The following is a 23,865-nucleotide window of genomic DNA, read 5'->3' as shown; positions in this document are numbered from 1 at the left end:
GTGAAAATCGGTTTGTATCTTTTGTTTCCTTTTGAATATCTTTTTTCTTATCAGTCTTTTGTGACTTTTTTGGTTTAAAGATTTTCAGCCACAAATTTATAAAATTAATTTATTATGCTGCGAATAAAACTTTCTGCTTTCTCTGCCCAATCCTCATTATTCAATAAAATATTCACAAATGCAGTTCCGATAATTCCGCCGGCTGCTTTTTCGGTCACTTGATCAAAATCAGATTTATTTTTAATTCCAAAACCGATCATCACAGGATTTTTCAAACCTAAATTCGCCAGTCGGTTCAGATATTCTTCGTTATTAATTTCCTTCGCATTATTTCCGGTCGTTGAGGAACTTGAAACGGCGTACAGAAAACCGGAACTTAAAGAATCTAAATATTTTATTCTTTCATCGGAAGTTTCCGGCGTGACTAAAAAGATAAAATTCAGATTATATTTTTCTAAAATTGTTCTGTAGTTTTTCTCAAATTCTACCGGTGGCAAGTCAGGAATAATCAATCCCGAAACCCCGGAATCCTTACATTCCCGGCAGAAATTTTCGAAGCCGAAACTTAAAACAGGATTGATATATCCCATCAAAATAACCGGAATATTCATTTCTGATTTCACCGATTTCAGCTGACCGAAAAGTGCTGCGATGGTCATTCCGTTTTTCAGAGCAATTTCGTGCGCTTTCTGAATCACCGGTCCATCGGCAACCGGATCAGAATAAGGCATTCCTATTTCGATATAATCTGCTCCGGAATGTTGGATGAGCTTTAAAATTTCCGTCGTGTCGCTCAGCTTCGGAATTCCGGCGGTGAAATAGATGTTGAGTTTCTTTTCAGGTCCGAAGTTAGAGGTTGGAGGTTGGATGCTGGTGTTATTATTCATTTTTTATTTTTAAATAGGGTTTTGTAAAAATGCGGAATCTGCGACCCGGCTTGAACGGAGCTCTTTTTATATTGGCGGCTGAGCAGAGCCGAAGCCACCAATATAAAAAAGCGGGAGTGGAAGACGGAAAAGTCGCCCAAATCATGCTATAAAAGTTTCAAATACGTTTCCATATCCTTATCACCTCTTCCACTCAAACAAATCACGACGACGTCCTCTTTTTTAAAGTTCTTCTTTCCCAAAACCGCCAAAGCATGCGCCGATTCCAAAGCGGGAATAATCCCTTCAATCTGGGTCAGTTCAAATGCAGATTTCAGCGCTTCTTCATCGGTAATACTGAAAAACTCGGCTCTTTTTTCTTTAAATAAATTCGCATGAAAAGGGCCGATTCCCGGATAATCTAAACCGGCAGAAATCGAATGCGGCTCGATGACCTGTCCGTCTTCCGTCTGCATTACCAAACTTTTGCTGCCGTGCAAAACGCCTAAAGTTCCGAGGAAAGTAGTCGCTGCCGATTTTCCGGAATCCAACCCGAAACCGCCCGCTTCCGCAGCGATAATTTTCACGGCCGGTTCATCCACAAAATGATAGAAAGTTCCTGCAGCATTGCTCCCGCCGCCAACACAGGCGATTACATAATCGGGATTTTCACGCCCGATTATCTCTTTTAACTGCCATTTTATTTCCTCCGAAATAACACTTTGAAAACGTGCCACCAAATCCGGAAAAGGATGCGGACCGACCACACTTCCGATGATATAATGCGTGGTCGAAGGATTGTTGATCCAGTCACGCAGCGCTTCATTCACGGCATCTTTCAACGTTTTGGAACCTGATGTTGCGGGAATTACGGTAGCTCCCAACATTTTCATTCTTCCAACATTCGGTGCCTGTCTTGCGATATCGACTTCGCCCATGTAAACGATGCATTCCAGATTCATCAAAGCGCACGCCGTTGCTGTTGCCACGCCATGTTGACCGGCTCCGGTTTCCGCGATGATCCGTTTCTTTCCTAATTTTTTGGCCAGTAAAACCTGTCCCAATGCATTATTGATTTTATGGGCGCCGGTGTGATTCAGATCTTCGCGCTTCAAATAAACCTGCGTTTGGTATTTTTCGCTCAAATTTTTAGAAAAATACAGTGGCGTTGCGCGGCCTACATAATTTTTCAACAGATCACGAAACTCGGTTTGGAATTCCTCTGAATTGATGATGTCTAAATACTGACCTTGCAACTCTTCTACATTCGGATACAGCATTTCGGGAACGAAAGCGCCTCCAAATTCACCGTAATATCCGTTTTTGTCGGGGTTTTGATAGTTCATAATTTTATTTTTGGAGCGTTGTTAAGGCTTCAAGTTCTAACAACGCTTATGAAGTTTTTAATTTTTTCTAAATCCTTATTCCCCGGCTCAATTTCAAATTTTGAATTGATGTCCAGAGCAAAAGGTTGCTGTTCTATTAATTTTATATTTTCAATATTTTCTTTTGAAATTCCACCGCTTAGAAAATATGGTTTGGTGATTTTTAACTCATTTAAAATTTGCCAGTCGAAAGTTTTTCCGGTCCCGCCAAAGGATTTGGAATCGGTATCGAACAAAAAATGGGAGATTTGAGATTTAAGATTTAAGATTTTTTCGACTTGAATTTTAACTTCAGATAAGTCATTTCCGATTCTGATCACTTTTATAATTCCGATTTCGGGCTTTAATTTTTGTTTTAATTCTATGATGAAATTTTCGTCTTCGTCACCGTGAAGCTGAATATAATTCAATCCTGCTTTTTCGGAGATTTTGATAATTTCCGCAATATTTTCGTTGACGAAAACGCCGATTTTTCCCTGATGATGAATTGATTTAATTTCATTGCAAGTCAAAGCATTCAAAACATAACGCGGTGAATTTTCATAAAAGATAAATCCCAGAAAATCGGTGTTCAAAGAAATTAATTCTTCGATTTGATCGAGTTTCGTTAAACCGCAAACTTTTAATTTCATATTATTTTTTGCCACGGATACACGAATTAAATAAAACCATTCGTGAATTCGCGGCTTCTAATTTTTAATTGCCACGAATGCACGAATTAAAAAAATCATCCGTGGATTCGTGGCTTTTATTTTTTAATTGCCACGAATACACGAATTAAAAAAAATCATTCGTGAATTCGTGGCTTTTATTTTTTAATTATATTGATAAATTCTCCGAATGCAAATCCCGGATCTTCATTTCGCATAAAATATTCGCCCATTAAAAAGCCGTCAAATCCTTTTTCTTTCAGGAATTTGAAATCCTCAACAGCATAAATTCCACTTTCTGCAACGGCCAGAACTTCTTTTGGCAAAAGGTTTTTCAAATTAACAGAATGCTGCAGATCGACTTTGAAATTTTTGAGATTGCGGTTATTTATTCCCGCAAAATCAATATTTGTATTGAAATGATTCAACTCTTCTTCGGTATGGATTTCCAACAAAACTTCTAAATCCAGTTCGTGAGATAATTCCGTAAACTCCTGAACCTGCGACGGCGACAGGCAACTTGCGATTAACAAAACAGCATCGGCTCCGTTGGCTTTTGCTTCGTAAAACTGGTATTCGTCAATCATGAAATCTTTCCGTAAAATGGGAATCGAAATTTCCTGTCTTACTTTTAAAATATCCTGCAGCGTTCCACCGAAAAAATTCTCATCGGTCAGAACTGAAATTCCACTGGCTCCGAATTTTTCGTAGGATCTGGTAACTTCTAAAACATCAGCCTTGTCATTAATAATTCCTTTGCTTGGCGATTGTCTTTTAAATTCAGAGATGATTCCACTCCCCGATTTTAAAGATTTTTTTAAAGAAAAAGTTTTGCGCTGAAAAAAGGCGCCTTCCTTTAATTCAGTTACAGAGATTTTCTTTTTTGCCTGGGTAACTTCGATCTTTTTATGTTCGATTATTTTGTCGAGAATATTCATTTTTATATCTAATTTTTATTTAGCAGAGTTTGCGACCCGGCTTGAGCGGAAATCCTTTTTTGTGCAGCAAAGCGGAACAAAAAAGATTGGGAGCGGAAGACGGAAACAGTCGCCCAAAAAATTCTAATCAATCACTTTTTTAAAACAATTGAGTGCTTTTCCTTTCAGTAAACTTTCTGTCGCCATCATTAAGCAATTTTCATACTCACCGTATTTTTCGGTGTTTTTCAAAGCCATTGCAGCGTTGGCTAAAACCACGGCGTTCTGTTCATAGGTTCCTTTTCCTTCCAGAATCTTTTTGAAAATCTGCGCGGCTTCTTCGGTATTGTTTCCGCCAAAAATGGTTTCAGGTTCGATATTTCTGAACTGTAATTCCTGGGCGGAATAAATACTTTCGCCGTTTTTATCCATGATTTTGGTATCGCCGGTCAAACTGATTTCGTCGTAACCATCCAAAGCATTGACCAACAGAAAATCGGCGTTTTTCTTCTGTAACAAATACTGATAAATCCGTGCAATCTCCAGATTCGCGACACCGATCATCGTATATTTTGGTTTTGCCGGATTAATCAAAGGTCCCAGGATATTGAAAAAAGTTTTCAAACCTAAATTTTTCCGCATCGGCGCAATAGATTTTAAAGAAGTGTGGAAAATCGGCGCATGCAAATAACAGAAGTTTCCTTTTTCCAAATCCGCTTTTAATTCGGCTTCATTTTCTTTAAAACGATAACCTAAAGTTTCCAAAACATTAGACGCTCCGGAAATTGTCGAAGCGGCGTAATTCCCGTGTTTAGCAACTTTCTGGCCAGTTCCGGCAACGACTAAACTCGCCAAAGTTGAAATATTAAAGGTATTTTTTCCGTCCCCGCCGGTTCCAACGATATCTACCAAATCGTCGGTTCCCAAATCAATTTGAGGTGCGAGTTGCTGCAACGCTTCGGTGAAACCTTCTAATTCTGCCAACGTAATACTTCTCATCAGGAAAACTGTGACGAATGAAGTGACTTCAATTTCATTGAAAATATTCTTTGAAATTTCCAGGAGAATCGATTTCGCCTGTGCTTTGGAAAGCGTTTGATGGTCGAATAAATATTGTAAGATGTCTTTCATTTTAATTTTTTTCGAATTCATAGGATTTCACTCTATGATGTTGATTGTCTTTTTCCATAGGGCTTCACCCTATGCTGATGATTGTCGCCACTTCGTGGCTTTAGTTTTTTAAAAAATTCTCAATAATCTGCTTTCCTTTTGGAGTCAAAATACTTTCCGGATGATACTGAACAGCGTGAACATCGTACACTTTATGTTGCAGAGACATGATCATTCCGTTTTCGTCGATTGAAGTAATCTCTAATTCTTCCGGAAAATCATCGGGATTCACGGCCCAACTGTGATATCTTCCGACTTCTAAATTTTCGGGTAAATCTCTTAAAAGTAACGCCTCTTTTTTAATGGTTCGTGCATTTGTTGCAACGCCGTGATAGATTTCTGTCAAATTAATCAGATTTCCGCCAAATGCTTCTGCAATGGCTTGTTGACCTAAACAAACTCCGAGAATAGATTTTGTGGGAGCGTATTTTTTTATTAAATCAATTAAAATTCCCGCTTCACTTGGAATTCCCGGTCCGGGAGAAAGCACAATTTTATCGTACTTTTCGATTTCCTCCAAACGAATTTGATCATTCCGAAAAACATTTACTTTTTCACCACTAATTTGTTCAATCATTTGAACCAAATTATACGTAAAACTATCGTAATTATCGAAGACTAATATTTTCATAATTGTATTTTCTTAGATTGATGTTGCTTTTTTAACGGCCATTTTCAGCGCATTCAGTTTATTGTTTACTTCCTGCAATTCGTTTTCTGCGGAGGATTTCGCGACAATTCCGGCTCCGGCTTGATAGTACAACGTATTGTTTTTACTTAAAAAAGTACGGATCATAATCGCTTGATTGCAGCTTCCATCAAAACCGACAAAACCGATACATCCTCCGTAAAACGAACGGGAAGTTTTCTCGTAAGAATCGATTAACTCCATGGCTTTGTATTTTGGTGCCCCACTCAAAGTTCCCTGCGGAAAAGTCGTGGCGATCATTTCATAAGGATTTTGATTGTCTTCAACTTCTGCAGTAACTTCGCTTACTAAATGAATGACGTGAGAAAAAAACTGGACTTCTTTTAACTTCGTCACCGTCGTATTTTTTCCGCAGATGCTTAAATCGTTTCGTGCCAAATCAACCAACATCGTGTGTTCGGCATTTTCCTTGGCATCTTTTTTCAGATCTTCGGCAGCTTTCAAATCTTCTTCAATATTTCCGGTTCGTTTAAAAGTCCCTGCAATCGGATGAATTATCGCTTTTTTATTTTTAATAATCAACTGACTTTCCGGACTGGAACCCATTAATTTATAATCGCCGTAATCAAAGAAAAATAAATACGGAGAAGGATTAATATGTCTTAAAGCGCGGTAAACATTGAATTCATCACCATTAAATTTCTGCTCAAATCTGCGGCTCAACACCAATTGAAAAACATCTCCACGGAAACAGTGTTTTTTTGCGGTCTCCACCAGTTCGCGGTATTCTTCATCTTTTAAATTTGAAGTTTCTTCGTCAATTTTTTGAAAAGGAAAAATAGGTGCGTTTTTCTGATTGATTAAATTTTCAATTTCGGGCAAATCAGATTTTAAATCGTTAATTTTATTTTCGATAATGAACATTTCATCGTTGTAATGGTTGATTGCGATCACATATTGGTACAGACGGTAACGCAACAACGGAATTTTATTTTCTTCCGAAAGTTCTTTAAAATGGATATTTTCGAAGAAAGGAATCGCATCATAACCCGTATAACCAAAAAATCCCTGTGCCGATTTACCGATTTCTTTTGAAGGCTGTTCGCACACAAAACATTTCGTAAAGTCATTTAATAATTCGCTCAACTTCTCTTTTTCTAAAGCGATTTTTTGAGGATTCCCAAGCGGAAACTTAATTTCTGCTTCCTGAAAATTCCGGATTTCAATTCCGGCAACCGCATTAATGGCGATGAAAGAAAAATTGTTATCGGTATTTTGATTCCCGGCACTTTCGAGCAAAATCGTGTCCCGAAATTTGTCGCGCAACCGCAGGTAAATTCCAACCGGCGTGAAGAGATCGCTCATCACCGATTTTACGGTGGTTTTTATGTTGATTTTAGTATCAAAATTCATTTGACTTTTATTTTTTTTAATTATAAACTCATTGGATTGCATGATTCTGTTTTTCACTTTTGGGCATAAAAAAAGACTTCAACGGATCCCGTCAAAGTCTTTATATGTTTTTTACAAACAGAATACAAGATTTGCTTCAGACCCTAAAGGAGTTTGAATGCCACCACCAAGTATTGTTTGTTATTGAATTCATTTGTAGAGAAATATTTTTTTAATTTCAAATGAAACGGTCATTATTCTTTTTAAGAAATATTTTAGACGTGTTTCATTGAGGCAAATATATAAATGTTTTTTTTATCTGCAAGTAGTTTTTTAAAAAATAAGTAACTATCCAAAAAATCAAATCCTTATTTTCAACCGCAAAAGTGGTAAAAGACAAATGAACTGAAAAGGTTTTCAAAAGACGGCAAAATGGTAAAGCCATTATTTCATGGTGCTTTTGCAAACTTTTGATTTATTTTAAAGTAAAACTTTTGTTTCTTTTGCGGTTTAAAAAATCAGACCGTTATTTACTCTTCTACATTTTTCAGCGCCATTAGTAATTGGTAAGCACCTTTTGTGACGAACTTTTTGTTTGAATTCTCTTTTTTAAAATTTAAAAGTTCGGTAAAACCATTTTCAGAATTACCGATTTCTACGGGAAACATCCGGTAAGTTTTAGGTTTTATTTCTTCGAAAACATATTGTTTTTCTTCCCAGGTGACAACCGCATCATCGGGAATAACCGTTCCATTAGCAGAATCAGCCTCGATTTCAGCATTCATAAAAGTTCCCGGAATTAAAGACAGATTATTATCTACAAAATGGCAGTGAACCAATACGCTCCGGTCGGCCGAAAAATCTTTTCCAATGATGAAAATCCGTGCTTCATATTTATTGGTTGGATTTTGATTGGTGTAGGCAAAGACTTTTTGACCTGTTTTAATTTTATTTAAATCCTTTTCAAAAACCTTTAAAGCCAAATGTAAATCGCCGGTGTTTACGATATCGAACATTTTATCCATCGGCGAAACGTATTGTCCGATATTTATATTGACCGTAGAAATATATCCTGAAATTGGTGAAACGACCGCGAAAGTACGCCGGATATTATTCGCATTTAAAGCGGTCGGACTGATTCCCATCGCGGCTAATTTCTGCGCCATTCCTTTCATCATAATGTTTTGATTCTGGCTTTCATTAAAGGCTTTTTGAGTCACTTTATCGGAACTTGCTTTGTTTGCATTCAAATCTTTTTGGCGGGAATAATCCTGCTGTGCATATTGAAGATTCGATTTTGCCAACAAATAATCCTGCTGAAGTTGAACCAATTCGGGATTTTCCAAGGTTGCTAAAGTCTGTCCTTTTTTTACAAAATTCCCGGGCATAAATCTGGATACCCTCACATAACCGCCGCTTGGTGCAGAAACGCTTGCCATTCCCTGCGGTGGCACGTCGATTTGGCCCGTAAGCATAATTTTGTGCGCGATATCCAGATTGCTCAAGGTGTTGGTTTCAATACCCGAATTTTTGATCTGTAAGTCGGTTAAGGTGACCTGATTTCCTTGAACGGCGCTGATTTCTTCCTGAACCGTTGCTTTTTTGGAACAGGAAAAAATCATTAAACATAAAAGTATTAAAAGTAGTTTTCTCATTGTAAAAATTTTATTATTCAGAATCACCGCCAATCATTTTTGAGGTAATTCCTTTTCGATTTGTATTTTCGGAAATCGCGATGCCGGCAAAGTGTAAAATAACAAAAATCGGCATCCAGTAAACGGCGAGTTTGTGCGTCGTTTCTGCTAGATTCCCAAGAGATTCTGAGCCGATTTCAAATTTCAAAATACTGCCTGTAATTATTTGGACTGCGATTAAAACATAAAATCCAAGATAGATAAATCCCTGCAATTTTTCTTTAGCGGTGGTCGTTTTTAGAAACGGATTCGGAAATCTAATTCCTTTGACGATCATATAAATTATCCTTGCAATAAAGGCAAAAGTAATAATATAGGCCGCATAAACATGCCACTCAAACATCGGATCCTGAACCGAATGAACGATGGTACGAAGGCTTTGTTTATCCAGATTTAAATTCTTTATTTCCAAATTTTTATTCACTGCATCAGAAATTACGGTTTTGCTCATCCAGTACATTCTCAGAAATCCGGTGGTGAATAAAACAAGCATCACTACGGCAAAAATCCAGTGAAGGACGCGGTGAAGGACGGTATATGTTTTCATTTTGATGAATTTTAAAATTATTGTTGAGTTAAACTGTTCAGTTGAATGATTTTCTCATTCAGTATTTTTTGGGTGTCGATCATTTTATTTTGAATGTCTAAACTTTGGTTGATGAGAAGAGACCATTCCAAATAATTAATTTCGCCTTCATAATACAAACGGTTGGCGGTTTTCAGGATGGTTTCGGCATTCTTTAATCCGCTGGTTTTGTAATAATCGGTTTCGCTTTTCAGTTTTTCATATTCTGAAAACAAGGATGCATATTGATTTTTAAGATTTCTGGAACCCAATTCATAATTATTTTCTGCGATTAACTGATTGATTTTCTGCCCTTCGATTAAAGATTTTTGTGCACCATTAAAAAGTGGAATTCCCACGCCAATCATTCCGGAGTGAAAACGCGCTGACCTTTCATAAAAATGATCATCTGCACCATTTCCGTACATGCTGGAATTGTTGTAACCGATATTGAAAGTCGGCAGCAATTTCGATTTCTCGGCTTTTAATTTGGCCAGTTCTATGCTTTTCTGTTGCTCGAGTTGTTTTAAAATGACCTGATTTCCGGCGTAATTCAAATCCTGATTTTCAACGTTCATTTCATAGAAACCAGAAGTTTCATTCGAATAGATTATGTCATCATTAAGCAAATAATTAAATTGATAAAGTGAAATCTCTCTATCTTTTTTCAGATTCGCCAATTGAATTTCCGCCTGACTCCGGTAATTTTCAGCGGTCGTTTTTTCCAGAATATTACTTTCTCCTTTTTTCAAACGGAGTTCGGCGCGTTTATAATAATTTATATAAATAGAATCGGCTCTCAAAAGCAATTTTTCTTTTTCATTCTGGTAATTGAGTTCATTATAAATCAAAGCGATTTCGCGCTTTAGTTGCCATTTTTGAACATCTAAACTGAGCATTGAATTTTTCCATTCTTCCCACAAAACCTGTTTTTGCGAATGATAAAACCCGGGCAATCTGAGTGTTTGATTGACGGAAAATTTATTGTCGGTATAGGCTGAATTAATCTGCCCTATTTCTCCGGAAATATTTAAAGGATCCACCACGGCGTACGATTTTTTAATCTTATCCTGGTAATCGATCCGGAGTTGTCCGTTTTTTAAGTTCAGATTATTTTTGAGGGCTTTTTCATACGCTGATTCCAGAGAAATCGGCGTTTGTGCTTTCAGTTGAACGGTAAGCAAAACTGAAAATGCTGTTATTATTTTTATAAGTTGTTTCATTTTTAATTTCTTTAAATTTTTTTTTTCCGCAAAAGAGGCAAAAGTTTTATTTTTTTTAAGTCAGTCAAAAGTTTGCAAAAAGTGCGAGAACCTTCATTCTTATCTGACTTTTTATTTTATCTAAAATCCGCAGCCCGGCTTGAGCGGAAATCCTTTTGTGAGGAGGAACGACGAGCAAAAGATTGGGAGCGGAAGACGGAAATCGCTGCCCAAAAAATACTATTCATCTTCTTTATATCCATCTTCTTCTTCACTTATTTCCTGAATTTTTTTGCGACGGTCCGGGAAATGTTCCTCAAACCAAATGTAAATTAAAGGCAATAAATAGAGCGTGAGGAAAGTCGCCAAAAGCAAACCGCCGATCACGACAGTTGCTAAAGGCCGCTGAACTTCTGCGCCTTCGCCGGTACTTAATGCCATCGGTAAAAATCCGAGCGAGGCGACCAAAGCCGTCATTAAAACGGGACGCAATCTTATTCTTCCGCCAATTTTCACGACGTCTTTTAAATCTGAATGATGCAATTTCTGTCGGTTAAATTCAGCGATTAACACAATTCCATTCAATACGGCAACTCCGAAAAGCGCGATGAAACCGACACCTGCAGAAATACTGAAATTCATTCCCCGAATCCAGAGCGAGAGGATGCCGCCGATCATCGAAAGCGGAATTGCGGAGAAAATGAGCAACCCATATTTTACGGAATTAAAGGCGAAATACAGCATCAGTAAAATCAACAGTAAACTGATGGGAACAGCGATCATTAAACGGGATTTCGCATGTTGCAGGTTTTCAAAAGTTCCACCATAAGAAATTGAATAACCCGGTGGAAGTTTGAACTCTTTTTCAACCACTTTCTGTAAATCTTCGACGGTTGACTGGATATCGCGGTTTCTGACATTGAAGCCGACGATGATCCTGCGCTGTGTATTTTCCCGCTGGATTTGATTGACGCTTTCTTTGAGTTCAACGGAAGCGACGGTGCTCAATGGAATTTCAGTTCCGGCAGGTGTTGCAATAAGCAAATTATTAACATCCTCTACATTTTTTCTCTTTTCGCCATCCAAACGAACCACCAAATCGAATTTCTTCTCGCCTTCGAAAACAGAACCGGTAGATTGTCCGGCAAACGCTGTATTGACGATATTATTAACGTCTTCTACATTTAAACCGAACTGTGAAAGCGCTTCTCTTTTGTAGGAAATTACAATTTGCGGCATACCGGAAACAGGTTCTACATAAATATTTTGAGCACCATTGATTTTTTTTGAGATTTCGCCTAACTTTTCGGCATACACTTTTAAAGTATCCAGATCTTCGCCGTAGATTTTACAAACTACATCCTGTCTGGCACCGGTCATTAATTCGTTAAAACGCATGGCGACAGGATATTGGAAAGAATACGTAACGCCTACCATATTTTTCTTTAATTCTGCTGACATTTTTTCCGCGAGATCGTCATAGGTTTTTGCGGAAGTCCATTCTTTTCGGGGTTTCAAAATGATCATCATATCGCTGGCGTCAATCGGCATTGGATCGGTTGGGATTTCACTGCTTCCGGTTTTGCCGACAATTTTTTCGATTTCCGGGAATTTCTTCAATAAAACCTGTTGTGATTTCAAAACGGCATCTGTTGAAGTTTTCAGATTGCTTCCCGGTAAAACTCTGGTATCGACGGCAAAATCACCTTCCGGAAGAGAGGGAATAAATTCGCCGCCTAATCTTGACATTACAAACAGAGAGATAAAAAACAATCCGACAACGCTAAAGAAAACCAGATTTGGAATTTTTAAAACAAAATTTAAAGTCCGGTGATAAAAGATTTCGAATTTCTCCATCATCCTGTCTGAAAAGTTTTTCTTTAAATCAATTTTTTTAGAAAGAAAGAGGGAACTCATCATTGGAATATAAGTCAGCGACAGGATAAATGCTCCAAGCAAAGCGAAGATCACGGTTTGTGCCATTGGTTTGAACATTTTTCCTTCAATTCCCTGCAAAGTTAAAATTGGCAGATAGACAATAAGAATAATAATCTGTCCGAAAACCGCTGAATTCATCATGGTGCTGGAAGAAGTGTACACTTCGCGATCCATAAATTCCTGAGAAATCTTTTTATCCTGAAACTTGGTTAAATGTTTGAAACGGTGCAGAATGGCTTCGACAATAATCACCGCACCATCGACAATCAAACCGAAATCCAGCGCGCCCAAACTCATTAAGTTTCCTGAAACGCCGAAAATATTCATCATAATAATCGCAAACAGCATGGCCAAAGGAATGACGGAAGCGACCAATAATCCCGCACGGAAATTCCCGAGAAATAAAACCAGTACAAAAACAACGATCAGTGCGCCTTCCAACAAGTTTTTACTGACGGTACTTATTGCGTTATTCACCATCTTGGTGCGGTCGAGAAAGGCATCTATTTTTACGCCTTCGGGAAGTGTTTTCTGGATTTCTGCGATTCTGGTTTTTACCTCCTTGATCACTTCGTTCGAATTGGCACCTTTCATCATCATGACGACCGCACCGGCAACTTCGCCTTCGCCATCATAAGTCATCGCACCATACCGAATGGCTTTTCCGTACTGGACTTTTGCAATATTTTTAATAAGGACAGGCGTTCCGTCAGCCAAATTCTTGACCACTGTATTTTCAATATCCGGAATTTTATTCATCAAACCTTCTGTGCGGATAAACAAAACGCTGGGGCCTTTTTCAATGTAGGCACCACCGGTATTTTGATTATTTTTTTGCAAAGCATTAAAAACTTCCGAAATCGTTACGCCCATCGATTTTAAAACAGCAGGATTTACAGCAACTTCATACTGTTTTAAATAGCCACCAAAACTGGCGACATCTGCAACGCCGGGAGTTCCGAGCAATTGCCGGCGGACAATCCAATCCTGAATGGTTCGCAATTCCATCGGATTATAACGGTGTTCGTACCCTTTTTTCGGCCGGACAACATATTGATAAATTTCTCCTAAACCGGTGGAAATCGGCGCCATTTGTGGAACGCCCAAATTGGTGGGAATATCTTTGGAAACCTGTTGCAGTCTTTCTGCAACCTGCTGACGTGCGACCAACAGATCAACATCATCATGAAAAACAATGGTAATTACAGATAAACCAAAGCGTGAAAAACTCCGCATTTCTTTGATTCCCTGAATATTGTAATTAATCTGTTCTAAAGGAAAAGTGATAAAACGTTCTACATCCGGTGCACCCAAACTTGGAGAAACCGTAATAATCTGAACCTGATTATCGGTGATATCAGGCACCGCATCGATGGGTAATTTTCTGAGTTCGAACAATCCATAAACAATTAAACCAAGCGTCATTAAAATGATAATCAGTTTATTTTTTATAGAAAATTCTATAATTTTATTAAGCATATTTCTTTTAATTAAAATTGCTGATAGAGCCATAAACTCCATCAGCACTAAGTTTAATCATGGTCTCTATCACTTGTTTTTTTGTCGTCGGTTCCGATATTTTCCTGTTGATTTGCAGAAAAACCGCTTCTTATTTCAGTATGTCGAATTTCTCCACCAGTTGTCCCTGCTTTCTGAGCAAAAAATAAGGTTATAATTGCGAGTAAACCAACAATATAAGGAGCAAATCTGGAAATTGAATAATTTTTCCAACTTGAAAAAAGTGCAAGAAGCGAAAAACCGCCTGTAACGTAAGAAAAACCTGCAAAAAGTTCTGCTGCTTCTTCATGAATATGAATAAGATCTTTGGAAACTCCCTGAAGTTTTTCTATAGCATCTTCAGCATTTTCACCGGTAGCCATTGCTGCAATAGACGCCAAAGCCCCCAGAATAAAAATAGTATAGCCATTGCGTTTTGTAACTTCAGATTTTGTAAAAATTCCGAGAAAAAGTATGATGATTCCTACAATAGGAAATATGATAGGCAAATGATTTACAACCAAATGCAGATGTGAATTGTTCATCGTTTTTAATTTAAGATTAAAGATTAAGTAAGGTCAATTACCGTCGAAACCTAAAGATTTGACCTGATAATTTGCACTGAAAATTTTAAATTAAATTTTGGGAGGTTCCCAGATTTTAGAAAAAACAGAAGGGTAATATTTCTCAGAATAAGAAAAATTGCTGGAACGGTCTACGAAAATTGAACCATGTGGAATATTTAGAATCGGTCGTTCAGGTGGAATATTGAGATTAACAACAGTACTTGAAAAATCATGCGTTTTGAACGGGAGTTTCATATCCTGTTTATAGTCACTGTCTTTCGCCTGTTCATCAATATAATGCATTTTGAAAAATGCGAAAACCGACATTTCTGAATTGGAAAGTTTATGTGAAATAAAATGTTCGATCAGGTTGGGAATTTTCGCTAATTGTCTCACCTCACTAAAAGAAGTGAGATAAGTAAATAACAAAAAATAAACAACCCATTTTTTCACTGTACAAATTTAATAAAATTTGACCACAGAAGAGAATAATGTGAAGATTTGGAATGAATACAAATAAAAATCATGTTTTTCGAAATGAAATCTCAAAAATATAAGGCACATTAAAAATGAAAAAAGTACAGTTTTGCTAAATTTCGCAGTGAATTGCAGGGTTCTTTTCATAGCGAAAAATTTACTAAATTTGCAGACTTAAAATAGCAAGAAAAATGCAGTTATCAGAACAGGAAATCATCAGAAGAGAAAAGCTACAAACCCTCGAAAAAATGGGAATTAACGCTTTTCCGGCCGAAGAATATAAAATTACAGAAACCACCAAAACCATCAAGCAGGATTTTGTTGAAGGTAAAAAAGTTACGATTGCAGGCCGATTGATGAGCCGGAGAATTCAGGGGAAAGCAAGTTTTGCTGAACTTCAGGATTCGGAAGGTAAAATCCAGGTTTATTTTAACCGTGACGAAATCTGTACTGGTGAAGACAAAACGCTTTATAACGACGTTTACAAACACCTTTTAGATATTGGTGACATTATCGGAATCGAAGGTGAACTCTTCAACACCCAGGTTGGTGAAATGACGGTAAAAGTGACCAATTTCAAAATTTTAACCAAAGCCTTACGTCCGCTCCCATTACCGAAAGTGGATGCCGACGGAAATATTTTTGATGGATTCAACGATCCTGAACTTCGGTACCGACAAAGGTATGTAGATTTAGTGGTCAATCCGCAAGTGAAAGAAGTTTTCATTAAAAGAACAAAACTGTTCAATGCAATGCGGACTTACTTTAATAATGCAGGATATTTCGAAGTGGAAACCCCGATTTTACAGGCGATTCCGGGTGGTGCTGCAGCAAAACCATTTATCACGCATCACAATGCTTTAGACATTCCATTGTATTTAAGGATTGCTAACGAACTTTATCTGAAAAGACTGATTGTTGGTGGATTCGACGGTGTTTACGAATTCTCGAAAAACTTTAGAAATGAAGGAATGGACAGAACGCACAATCCGGAATTTACCGCAATGGAAATTTACGTTGCTTACAAAGATTACAACTGGATGATGGATTTCACGGAAAAACTGTTGGAATTTTCTGCCATCCAAGTTAACGGAACTACAGATTCTACTTTTGGCGAACATATCATCAGCTGGAAAGCGCCATATCCAAGGATTTCGATGACAGAAGCGATTCAGAAATTTACAGGATTCGATATCACCGGAAAAACTGAACAGGAACTGTTTGATTTTGCAAGATCAATTGGTGTTGAAGTGAATGAAACGATGGGGAAAGGAAAACTGATTGATGAAATTTTCGGTGAGAAATGCGAGGGAAACTTTATCCAGCCGACTTTCATTACCGACTACCCTATCGAAATGTCGCCATTAACAAAGAAACACAGAAGCAAGGAAGGTTTAACAGAACGTTTTGAACTAATGGTGTGCGGAAAAGAAATCGCCAATGCCTATTCGGAATTAAATGACCCGATCGACCAGAGAGAACGTTTTGAAGAACAGTTAAAACTTGCAGCAAAAGGAGATGACGAAGCAGGCCAGTTTATCGATGAAGACTTCCTGAGAGCTTTAGAATACGGTATGCCTCCAACTTCAGGACTGGGAATCGGAATGGACCGTTTGATCATGTTTTTAACTAACAATCCATCGATTCAGGAAGTTTTATTCTTCCCGCAAATGAAACCGGAAAAAGCCGCTCCAACTTTCGAACTGGATGAAGATGAAAAAAAGATATTGGAAATTTTGAAAAGTCAGAAAGAACCCATGAATCTGGCACTTGTAAAAGTGAAAAGTGAACTTTCCGGAAAAAAATGGGACAAAGCTTCCAAAAACTTAACCAAGTATAATTTGGTCAAAGTGGAAAAAATTGACGATATTGTATTGATGAAATTAGTATAATCATCTAAAAAACAGTATTATGAAAAGAAATGCAACAGCCATTTGGCAAGGCTCAGGTAAGGAAGGAAAAGGAACACTTACCACTCAAAGTACGGTTTTGAACCAGACACAGTACTCTTACAATTCCCGTTTCGAAGAAGGCGTGGGAACAAATCCTGAAGAATTGATTGCCGCAGCTCACGCCGGTTGTTTCAACATGGCTTTGTCTTTTAAAATTGACGCAGCAGGCTTTAAAGCAGAAAACTTAGAAACGAGATGTGTCATCAATTTAGATCCAACAAAAGGTGAAATTACAGAATCAAGTTTAACCCTGACCGCAAATGTTCCGGGAATTTCAAAAGAAAAATTTGATGAATTAGTTGCGGATGCAGAAAAAAACTGTCCGATTTCGAAATTATTAAATACTGAAATTAAAGTGAACGCAACTTTGGTTTAATTCAATTTAAAATCATTTTACAGATTCAAATCCTCAAACTTTTGAGGATTTTTTCGTGAAGAAGATCTGCAATTTTATAGGTTCTTTAACTTTTATATTCCGGCGGAATTCAGTATCTTTGTTAGCCTTTTGAAATGGAGTATTTACACTCCTTTTTTCAGCAAACTTTAATTAAAATGTATTTAAAATTCAAAGCCAGTTCGCTTTGATGAACAGTAAAAATATGAGCCAAAAAGAATATACAGCGAGTAGCATACAAGCGTTAGAAGGAATGGAGCATGTGAGAATGCGGCCATCAATGTACATCGGAGATGTAGGATCCAGAGGTCTGCATCATTTGGTCTATGAAGTAATCGACAACTCTATTGATGAAGCCCTGGCAGGACACTGCGACACAATCTCTGTAGTAATCCACGAAGGCGAATCCATCAGTGTAAAAGATAATGGCCGTGGTATTCCGGTAGATTTCCATGAAAAAGAGCAAAAATCTGCTCTGGAAGTGGTAATGACCAAGATCGGCGCCGGTGGAAAATTCGATAAAGATTCTTACAAAGTTTCCGGCGGTCTTCACGGGGTGGGAGTTTCCTGTGTGAATGCACTTTCTAATTCGCTGATTGCGACTGTTTACAAAGACGGTAAAATTTATCAGCAAAAATACTCCAAAGGAAAAGCACTGGCAGATGTCGCAGAAATCGGAACCACTACTGAAAGAGGAACAGAAGTTTTCTTCCAACCGGATGATACGATTTTCCAGGAATTGGTTTATAACTACGATACTTTAGCAAGCAGACTCCGCGAACTTTCTTATCTGAATAAAGGCATCACCATCACTTTGACGGATGAAAGAGTTGTAGATGAAGAAGGCGTACAGAAACATGACACTTTCCACTCTGAAGGTGGTTTAAAAGAGTTTGTAGAATACATCGACGGAAACCGTGAAAGCATTATGAATAATGTAATTTTCATGGAAGGTGAAAAAGACAGTATTCCTGTGGAAGTTGCGATGAGATACAACACTTCTTATACCGAGAACCTGCATTCTTACGTCAATAATATCAATACCCATGAAGGAGGAACTCACCTTGCAGGTTTCAGAAGAGCATTAACGAGAACATTAAAGAAATTTGCTGATGAACTAGGACTTCCTGCAAAAGAAAAAGTAGAAGTTACCGGAGATGATTTCCGTGAGGGATTAACTGCAGTAATTTCGGTAAAAGTAATGGAACCTCAGTTCGAAGGCCAAACCAAAACGAAATTAGGGAACTCAGAAGTTTCCGGTGCGGTTGATAAAATCGTGGGTGAAATGCTTTCTAATTTCTTAGAAGAAAATCCTAACGAAGCCAAACTCATCGTACAAAAAGTAGTTCTTGCGGCAAAAGCAAGACAGGCTGCGAAAAAAGCAAGAGAACTTGTTCAGCGTAAATCGCCGATGGGCGGAAGTGGACTTCCGGGAAAACTTTCTGACTGTTCTTCCAAAGATCCTGCTATTTCTGAACTGTTCCTGGTCGAGGGAGATTCGGCAGGTGGAACTGCAAAACAAGGCCGTGACCGACATTTTCAGGCAATCCTTCCTTTGCGTGGTAAAATCCTGAACGTAGAGAAATCAATGGTTCACAAAGTGTACGACAACGAAGAAATCAAGAATATCTATACCGCACTTGGCGTTTCTGTAGGAACTGAAGAAGACAGCAAAGCTCTGAATATCGCAAAATTACGTTACCATAAAGTGGTGATTATGACCGATGCGGATATCGATGGAGCGCACATTTCGACTTTGATCCTCACCTTTTTCTTTAGATATATGAAGGAATTAATCGAGAACGGATATATCTATATCGCTCAACCTCCTTTATACTTATTGAAAAAAGGAAACAAAAAAATCTATGCTTACAACGAGAAAGAACGCGAAGAGGTTACTCTTGAGTTGTCGCCAGACGGAAAAGGTGTAGAAGTTCAGCGTTATAAAGGTCTTGGGGAAATGAACCCGGAACAGCTTTGGGATACTACTTTGAATCCTGAACGCAGAATCCTGAAACAAGTTACCATTGAAAGTTTAGCCGAGGCAGACAACGTTTTCTCAATGTTAATGGGTGACGAAGTACCACCAAGAAGAGATTTCATCGAGAAAAACGCGATTTATGCGAAAATTGATGTTTAATCGTCTTTAATAAATTCTTAAAAAGCTGTTCATGTATTTGAACAGCTTTTTTTATGGTATCACTACTATGAATTAAAAATACGTGAGAATTTAATTCATTTTCTGAAATAATATTATATATTTGATAAAACTTAAAATAATATACTATGATGACTTTATTACAGACTAATCCTTACGATGGAATGAATTCCGGCGATGTAGCAGGCGGTATGGCCATGGGCTTCGGAATGCTTATTTTCTATTTATTTGTCTATTTATTCTTTTCGTTCTGTCTCTACAAAATTTTTCAAAAAGCAGGAAGAGAAGATGCCTGGGCAGCATTTATTCCAATTTACAACTCTATTGTTTTGCTTGACATCATTAAAAAACCCATTTGGTGGTTTATTCTTTTGATGGTTCCATTTGTCAACATTATTTTTGGAATTATAGTAGCAGACCGCTTATCCAAATTTTTCGGTAAAGATACTTTGATGACGGTACTTTTGGTGATATTACCATTTATCGGTTTTCCGGTTCTCGCTTTCGGTGATTCAGTTTATAACCCAAATGCTTTGCCTGACGACAGAAAATAATGATGAGAATTTTTGTAAGAAGCCGTCAAATTGACGGTTTTTTTTCAAACCTTAAAATTTGAATTTCCGTTTTTATAAGTTATATATTTTTATTAAATTTCAGAATGAAAAATTTACTGGCCATATCAGTCGCATTTGCAGTTTTATTAATGAGTTGTAACAAAGAAAAATCTACAGCAGAAACGTCGAATGGAACCGTTGAAAAAATCACTTCTACCACCGGCAACTTTCCGCTTGATTCCGTGAAAGTGAACGATTCGCTAAAAATTGACCAAAACCTCACCGTCAAATTTCAGTCTAAAATATTGGTTTTTCCGACTCTTAAAAACAAAGCACTTTTAGATTCTATTTATGCGCCAAAAGAAATTCGGTTAACCGAATATTCCAAGGCCAATATCGCGGATGCATTAGATCTGAAAATGAAAGAATTTTACGAAGAAGAGAAGAATGCCTTACAGGATTACAAACCCGAATTCGCCCAGAACTGGGAAAAAAATTCGAATATGAATCTGTTTTCTCACCGAAATAATTTCCTGACTGTTCAGTACACCGGCGATGGCTATACGGGTGGCGCTCACGGTTATTATTTTGAAACTTATAAAGTTTTTGATTTACAGAACAATAAAACGCTCCATTTATCAGATATTGTTGCCAATCAGGACTCGAAGATCTGGGATCCGATTTTAATGAATAATTTCATCCAAAATGACGGAGGAAAAGGACAATTTGAAATGCTTTTGGTGAAACAAATTCCACTTAACAACAATTTTTATTTTGATGATAAAAACCTGTATTTCCTCTATAACCAGTATGAAATCACGGCGTATGCTGCGGGTACGGTTTTAATCAAAGTTCCTCTTTCGGATATCAAACTACTTTTAACAGACGAGTTCATCAAACGACAAAATTTATAATATTTCCTAAAAGCAGGTTTTTATCGCCTGCTTTTTCTATTTTTGCCAACCATGAAGAATGTCGCCTTTATTATCAATCCTTTTTCTGCAAAGAAAAACTACCAGCCTTTTTTAGATTCCCTTCAAAAACAGGTTAAAAATCCGCATTTCTACATCTCAGAATCTTTAGAAGGAACTGAGCAGTTCATCAGTGAAAATTTTGCAAATATTGATATTTTTGTTGCCGTAGGTGGCGACGGAACTATTTCTTCAGTCGCGAAGCAGTTGATTAATACCGGTAAAATTCTGGCCATTTTTCCGGCAGGTTCAGGAAACGGATTTTCAAATGAGACGAATTTTACTAAAAATTTGACTGAACTTTTAGCAAAAATCAAAGCCAATAAATACCGGGAAATCGACACTTTTAAAGTGAATGACCGGCTTTCAATTAATGTTTCAGGAACGGGTTTCGACGGAAAAGTAGTGAAGGAATTTGAAAAAACCAGCCGCGGTTTTAAAAACTATATTAAAACTTCGATAAAAACTTTCTTTAATTACAAACCGATCCAAGTGAAATTTCCGTCAGAACAGTTTAAGAAACACAATGGCGAATATTTAATGTTAAACGTCGCCAATACGCGACAGTTCGGGAATAATGCTTATATCGCTCCGCATGCAAGTACGGTGGATGGCTTGGCAGAAATTGTTCTGGTGAAAAAATTCCCTTTACATCATGGTGCCGCATTTGCCTTCAGAATGTTTTCGAAAACGTTGAAAGAAAACAAATATGTAACTTTCCTTTCTGTCCCTGAAATTGATTTTACGGTGGATACCAAAGACTGGCATTTAGACGGTGAATACAATGAAATCGACTCCCCTGTTCATATTAAAGTCTTACCGAAAAGTCTGAAGATTCTGATCTGATAAAACCGAAAAGTATTTATTTTCAGTTTTAAAAAGAATCTTAAAGAGTATTTATAGTTAATTTTGGAATATAAAAATCACACTTCCTGCAATCCTTTTTTATACGTTTCCAAAGCCCGCAAACGCGCAAACCTGTGCTCTACAACCGGTTCCGGATAATCTTTTGTACCGAATTCTTTTACCCATTTTTTAATATATTTAAAATCAGGATCGAATTTTTTCTGCTGCTCTTCCGGATTGAAAACTCGAAAATAAGGCGCCGAATCACAACCAGTTCCTGCACTCCACTGCCAGTTTCCATTATTCGCAGATAAATCGTAATCCAATAATTTTTCCGCAAAATAGGCTTCACCAATTCGCCAGTCCATTAAAAGATGTTTGGTGAAAAAACTTGCACAAACCATTCTTACGCGGTTGTGCATCAAACCTGTTTCGTTGAGTTCCCGCATTCCGGCATCTACAAGTGGATATCCGGTCTTTCCTTCCTGCCATTTCCGGAGAAGTTCTCCATCATATAACCAGGTAATATGATCGTATTTTCTTTTGAAAGATTCTGTAACCACTTTCGGAAAATGATAAAGAATCTGCATAAAAAATTCCCGCCAGATCAATTCCTTTAAATAAGTCTCATTCAGCTTTCTGGCTTCAGCAGCCAGCTTCCTAATGCTCACTGTTCCGAAACGAAGGTGAACACTCATTTCAGAAGTTGGCGTCGTTGGAAAATTGCGGGTTTTGTGATAATTCTTCAAAATTTCACGATTTATGGCAGGAGCTTGAAACTGATAAGTTGTCTTTTTGAATAATATTTTTTGCAGGGAAATTTCCTGTTTTTCTACATCAAGTAAATGATGAAGGAGTTTCTCACTGGGATAAGACTCCTCTTCTTCATCACTATACATTTTTAACCACTGCTTCGAATAAGGCGTGTAAATCGTGTACGGACTTCCGTCGGACTTTAAAATATCGCCTTTGTGAAAAAGGACCTGATCTTTAAAGGACTGAAATCCAATATTTTTTTCAGTGAAGAACTGCGCAATTTCATCATCTCTTTTAATGGCTTGCGGTTCATAATCTTCATTGCAGAAAACCTTTTCTATGTCGTAATTCTCAATAAGTTCTTTAAATACATTTAAAGGTTCCCCATGAAGAATTTTAATTGATTTTCCGGATTTTTCTAAAAACTGATTCAGAATCTGCAAAACCTGAACAATAAAATCGACTCGTTTATCTTCTATATTTTCAAGTTTCGAAAGAATTTCGGTATCGAAAATAAAAATGGGTAAAACGTTTTCAGCAGATTGAAGCGCTTCAAATAATCCGTGATTATCAGACAATCTCAAATCTCTTCTGAACCAAAAAACAGAAATTTTATCAGTCATGATCTACCATTTGAAGAATTCTTACCAATTCTTCATTTTTAAAATTCGTGTAAACGGTGTGGTGAAAAGTGTTGAGCTTTTTCAAATAATTCAGCAAATTTCCTTTTTCTTCCCCGTTGAGTTTTCCGCACATAATTTTAGAGACGATGGTAATATCTTTCATCGATTCCAGGAAAACTTTTTTTCCTTTTTCGGTTACCGAAATCCGGGTGCTTCTTTTATCATTTTGATCAGGACTTTCAATTAAGAGACCATTTTTTACCAATCTTTTGATAATTTCGATGCCGGTTTGTTTTTCATGGGCATTTTTTTCGATGAGCTGCATTTTGGTCAGCGACGGATAATCCATCATTCTGAAAAGATAGGTAAAATCTTCATTGACCAAATTAGGATTATCCTCCAAAGACTTTCGGATCAACTGTTTAGAATATCTACCAAGCATAATTACCTGTTTGGCAATTTCGTTTTCAAGATCGTACACTTCCAGATCAAACTTTTCGGTTAAATTTCTGGGGGTTTCTTTTTCGTAGGCTTTTTCATTCAGATACATTCTGAAATCTTCCAGCGTTTTTTGACTTCCCGGCTGAATTTTCTGAAAAGAATCGAGTTCTTTTAAAATCTCTATAATTAAATTTAATTCCAT

Annotated in this window: 21 protein-coding genes; 6 read left to right on the top strand and 15 right to left on the bottom strand. The window is 37.4% G+C overall.

What is annotated here, in order from left to right; all coding sequences use genetic code 11:
• Positions 1–104: 104 nt before the first annotated feature.
• The 13 genes from trpA to NBC122_RS10285 form a co-directional block, all read right to left on the bottom strand.
• Positions 105–887: a tryptophan synthase subunit alpha gene (trpA, locus tag NBC122_RS10345; protein WP_133440297.1), complete on the bottom strand. Its 783-nt coding sequence runs from the start codon at positions 885–887 to the stop codon at positions 105–107.
• Between the two features lie 146 nt (positions 888–1,033).
• A complete protein-coding gene (gene trpB / locus NBC122_RS10340) occupies positions 1,034–2,212 on the bottom strand; it encodes a tryptophan synthase subunit beta (protein WP_133440296.1) in 1,179 nt (392 codons plus the stop codon).
• A 29-nt stretch (positions 2,213–2,241) separates the two neighbouring features.
• A complete protein-coding gene (locus NBC122_RS10335; RefSeq protein ID WP_133440295.1) occupies positions 2,242–2,883 on the bottom strand; it encodes a phosphoribosylanthranilate isomerase in 642 nt (213 codons plus the stop codon).
• A 176-nt stretch (positions 2,884–3,059) separates the two neighbouring features.
• The gene (gene trpC / locus NBC122_RS10330; RefSeq protein WP_133440294.1) at positions 3,060–3,839 is read right to left on the bottom strand and encodes an indole-3-glycerol phosphate synthase TrpC; all 780 of its coding nucleotides are present in this window, start codon (positions 3,837–3,839) and stop codon (positions 3,060–3,062) included.
• A 123-nt stretch (positions 3,840–3,962) separates the two neighbouring features.
• Positions 3,963–4,949 (bottom strand): anthranilate phosphoribosyltransferase, encoded by a 987-nt coding sequence (trpD, locus tag NBC122_RS10325; protein ID WP_133440293.1) that lies wholly within the window; start codon positions 4,947–4,949, stop codon positions 3,963–3,965.
• A 100-nt stretch (positions 4,950–5,049) separates the two neighbouring features.
• Positions 5,050–5,619 carry an anthranilate synthase component II gene (locus NBC122_RS10320; RefSeq protein WP_133440292.1) on the bottom strand — a complete coding sequence of 190 codons (570 nt, stop codon included), beginning with the start codon at positions 5,617–5,619 and terminating at the stop codon, positions 5,050–5,052.
• Between the two features lie 12 nt (positions 5,620–5,631).
• Positions 5,632–7,050, bottom strand: coding sequence for an anthranilate synthase component I family protein (locus NBC122_RS10315; RefSeq protein ID WP_133440291.1), 1,419 nt, complete (start codon positions 7,048–7,050; stop codon positions 5,632–5,634).
• 509 nt (positions 7,051–7,559) lie between these two features.
• Positions 7,560–8,684: an efflux RND transporter periplasmic adaptor subunit gene (locus NBC122_RS10310; RefSeq protein WP_133440290.1), complete on the bottom strand. Its 1,125-nt coding sequence runs from the start codon at positions 8,682–8,684 to the stop codon at positions 7,560–7,562.
• 13 nt (positions 8,685–8,697) lie between these two features.
• Positions 8,698–9,270 carry a cytochrome b/b6 domain-containing protein gene (locus NBC122_RS10305; RefSeq protein WP_133440289.1) on the bottom strand — a complete coding sequence of 191 codons (573 nt, stop codon included), beginning with the start codon at positions 9,268–9,270 and terminating at the stop codon, positions 8,698–8,700.
• A gap of 17 nt (positions 9,271–9,287) precedes the next feature.
• Positions 9,288–10,511, bottom strand: coding sequence for a TolC family protein (locus tag NBC122_RS10300; RefSeq protein WP_133440288.1), 1,224 nt, complete (start codon positions 10,509–10,511; stop codon positions 9,288–9,290).
• 219 nt (positions 10,512–10,730) lie between these two features.
• Positions 10,731–13,907 (bottom strand): efflux RND transporter permease subunit, encoded by a 3,177-nt coding sequence (locus NBC122_RS10295; protein ID WP_133440287.1) that lies wholly within the window; start codon positions 13,905–13,907, stop codon positions 10,731–10,733.
• Positions 13,908–13,960: 53 nt separating this feature from the next.
• Positions 13,961–14,470 carry a hypothetical protein gene (locus tag NBC122_RS10290; RefSeq protein ID WP_185145761.1) on the bottom strand — a complete coding sequence of 170 codons (510 nt, stop codon included), beginning with the start codon at positions 14,468–14,470 and terminating at the stop codon, positions 13,961–13,963.
• A gap of 90 nt (positions 14,471–14,560) precedes the next feature.
• Complete coding sequence (locus tag NBC122_RS10285; protein WP_133440286.1) at positions 14,561–14,944, bottom strand: hypothetical protein; 384 nt, start codon at positions 14,942–14,944, stop codon at positions 14,561–14,563.
• Between the two features lie 215 nt (positions 14,945–15,159).
• On the opposite strand from NBC122_RS10285, the gene lysS reads away from it, so the two are divergent.
• The 6 genes from lysS to NBC122_RS10255 all read left to right on the top strand — a co-directional run bounded on the left by lysS (position 15,160) and on the right by NBC122_RS10255 (position 21,843).
• Positions 15,160–16,860, top strand: a complete 1,701-nt coding sequence (lysS, locus tag NBC122_RS10280; protein ID WP_133440285.1) for a lysine--tRNA ligase — start codon at positions 15,160–15,162, stop codon at positions 16,858–16,860.
• Between the two features lie 19 nt (positions 16,861–16,879).
• The gene (locus NBC122_RS10275) at positions 16,880–17,296 is read left to right on the top strand and encodes an OsmC family protein (protein WP_133440284.1); all 417 of its coding nucleotides are present in this window, start codon (positions 16,880–16,882) and stop codon (positions 17,294–17,296) included.
• 223 nt (positions 17,297–17,519) lie between these two features.
• Positions 17,520–19,454 (top strand): DNA topoisomerase (ATP-hydrolyzing) subunit B, encoded by a 1,935-nt coding sequence (gene gyrB, locus NBC122_RS10270; protein WP_133440283.1) that lies wholly within the window; start codon positions 17,520–17,522, stop codon positions 19,452–19,454.
• A gap of 146 nt (positions 19,455–19,600) precedes the next feature.
• On the top strand, positions 19,601–20,026 hold the full coding sequence (locus NBC122_RS10265) for a DUF5684 domain-containing protein (protein ID WP_133440282.1): 426 nt from the start codon (positions 19,601–19,603) through the stop codon (positions 20,024–20,026).
• 104 nt (positions 20,027–20,130) lie between these two features.
• On the top strand, positions 20,131–20,940 hold the full coding sequence (locus NBC122_RS10260) for a DUF3298 and DUF4163 domain-containing protein (RefSeq protein ID WP_133440281.1): 810 nt from the start codon (positions 20,131–20,133) through the stop codon (positions 20,938–20,940).
• Positions 20,941–20,991: 51 nt separating this feature from the next.
• Complete coding sequence (locus tag NBC122_RS10255) at positions 20,992–21,843, top strand: diacylglycerol/lipid kinase family protein (RefSeq protein WP_133440280.1); 852 nt, start codon at positions 20,992–20,994, stop codon at positions 21,841–21,843.
• Positions 21,844–21,920: 77 nt separating this feature from the next.
• Here NBC122_RS10255 and NBC122_RS10250 read toward each other — a convergent pair whose 3' ends face one another.
• Both NBC122_RS10250 and NBC122_RS10245 read right to left on the bottom strand, forming a co-directional pair.
• A complete protein-coding gene (locus NBC122_RS10250) occupies positions 21,921–23,222 on the bottom strand; it encodes a cryptochrome/photolyase family protein (protein ID WP_133440279.1) in 1,302 nt (433 codons plus the stop codon).
• Positions 23,215–23,865, bottom strand: coding sequence for a MarR family winged helix-turn-helix transcriptional regulator (locus NBC122_RS10245; protein ID WP_133440278.1), 651 nt, complete (start codon positions 23,863–23,865; stop codon positions 23,215–23,217). Before NBC122_RS10245 ends, NBC122_RS10250 begins: the two co-directional genes overlap by 8 nt.

The sequence above is a fragment of the Chryseobacterium salivictor genome (assembly GCF_004359195.1).
In the GTDB taxonomy this organism is placed as follows: Bacteria; Bacteroidota; Bacteroidia; order Flavobacteriales; family Weeksellaceae; genus Kaistella; species Kaistella salivictor.
This window is presented reverse-complemented; position numbering and strand designations above follow the sequence as displayed.

Coding starts and splice junctions, on each gene's coding strand:
- trpA (WP_133440297.1), bottom strand. CDS start 887: ATGAATAATAACACCAGCATCCAACCTCCAACCTCTAACTTCGGACCT.
- trpB (WP_133440296.1), bottom strand. CDS start 2,212: ATGAACTATCAAAACCCCGACAAAAACGGATATTACGGTGAATTTGGA.
- NBC122_RS10335 (WP_133440295.1), bottom strand. CDS start 2,883: ATGAAATTAAAAGTTTGCGGTTTAACGAAACTCGATCAAATCGAAGAA.
- trpC (WP_133440294.1), bottom strand. CDS start 3,839: ATGAATATTCTCGACAAAATAATCGAACATAAAAAGATCGAAGTTACC.
- trpD (WP_133440293.1), bottom strand. CDS start 4,949: ATGAAAGACATCTTACAATATTTATTCGACCATCAAACGCTTTCCAAA.
- NBC122_RS10320 (WP_133440292.1), bottom strand. CDS start 5,619: ATGAAAATATTAGTCTTCGATAATTACGATAGTTTTACGTATAATTTG.
- NBC122_RS10315 (WP_133440291.1), bottom strand. CDS start 7,050: ATGAATTTTGATACTAAAATCAACATAAAAACCACCGTAAAATCGGTG.
- NBC122_RS10310 (WP_133440290.1), bottom strand. CDS start 8,684: ATGAGAAAACTACTTTTAATACTTTTATGTTTAATGATTTTTTCCTGT.
- NBC122_RS10305 (WP_133440289.1), bottom strand. CDS start 9,270: ATGAAAACATATACCGTCCTTCACCGCGTCCTTCACTGGATTTTTGCC.
- NBC122_RS10300 (WP_133440288.1), bottom strand. CDS start 10,511: ATGAAACAACTTATAAAAATAATAACAGCATTTTCAGTTTTGCTTACC.
- NBC122_RS10295 (WP_133440287.1), bottom strand. CDS start 13,907: ATGCTTAATAAAATTATAGAATTTTCTATAAAAAATAAACTGATTATC.
- NBC122_RS10290 (WP_185145761.1), bottom strand. CDS start 14,470: ATGAACAATTCACATCTGCATTTGGTTGTAAATCATTTGCCTATCATA.
- lysS (WP_133440285.1), top strand. CDS start 15,160: ATGCAGTTATCAGAACAGGAAATCATCAGAAGAGAAAAGCTACAAACC.
- NBC122_RS10275 (WP_133440284.1), top strand. CDS start 16,880: ATGAAAAGAAATGCAACAGCCATTTGGCAAGGCTCAGGTAAGGAAGGA.
- gyrB (WP_133440283.1), top strand. CDS start 17,520: ATGAGCCAAAAAGAATATACAGCGAGTAGCATACAAGCGTTAGAAGGA.
- NBC122_RS10265 (WP_133440282.1), top strand. CDS start 19,601: ATGATGACTTTATTACAGACTAATCCTTACGATGGAATGAATTCCGGC.
- NBC122_RS10260 (WP_133440281.1), top strand. CDS start 20,131: ATGAAAAATTTACTGGCCATATCAGTCGCATTTGCAGTTTTATTAATG.
- NBC122_RS10255 (WP_133440280.1), top strand. CDS start 20,992: ATGAAGAATGTCGCCTTTATTATCAATCCTTTTTCTGCAAAGAAAAAC.
- NBC122_RS10250 (WP_133440279.1), bottom strand. CDS start 23,222: ATGACTGATAAAATTTCTGTTTTTTGGTTCAGAAGAGATTTGAGATTG.
- NBC122_RS10245 (WP_133440278.1), bottom strand. CDS start 23,865: ATGGAATTAAATTTAATTATAGAGATTTTAAAAGAACTCGATTCTTTT.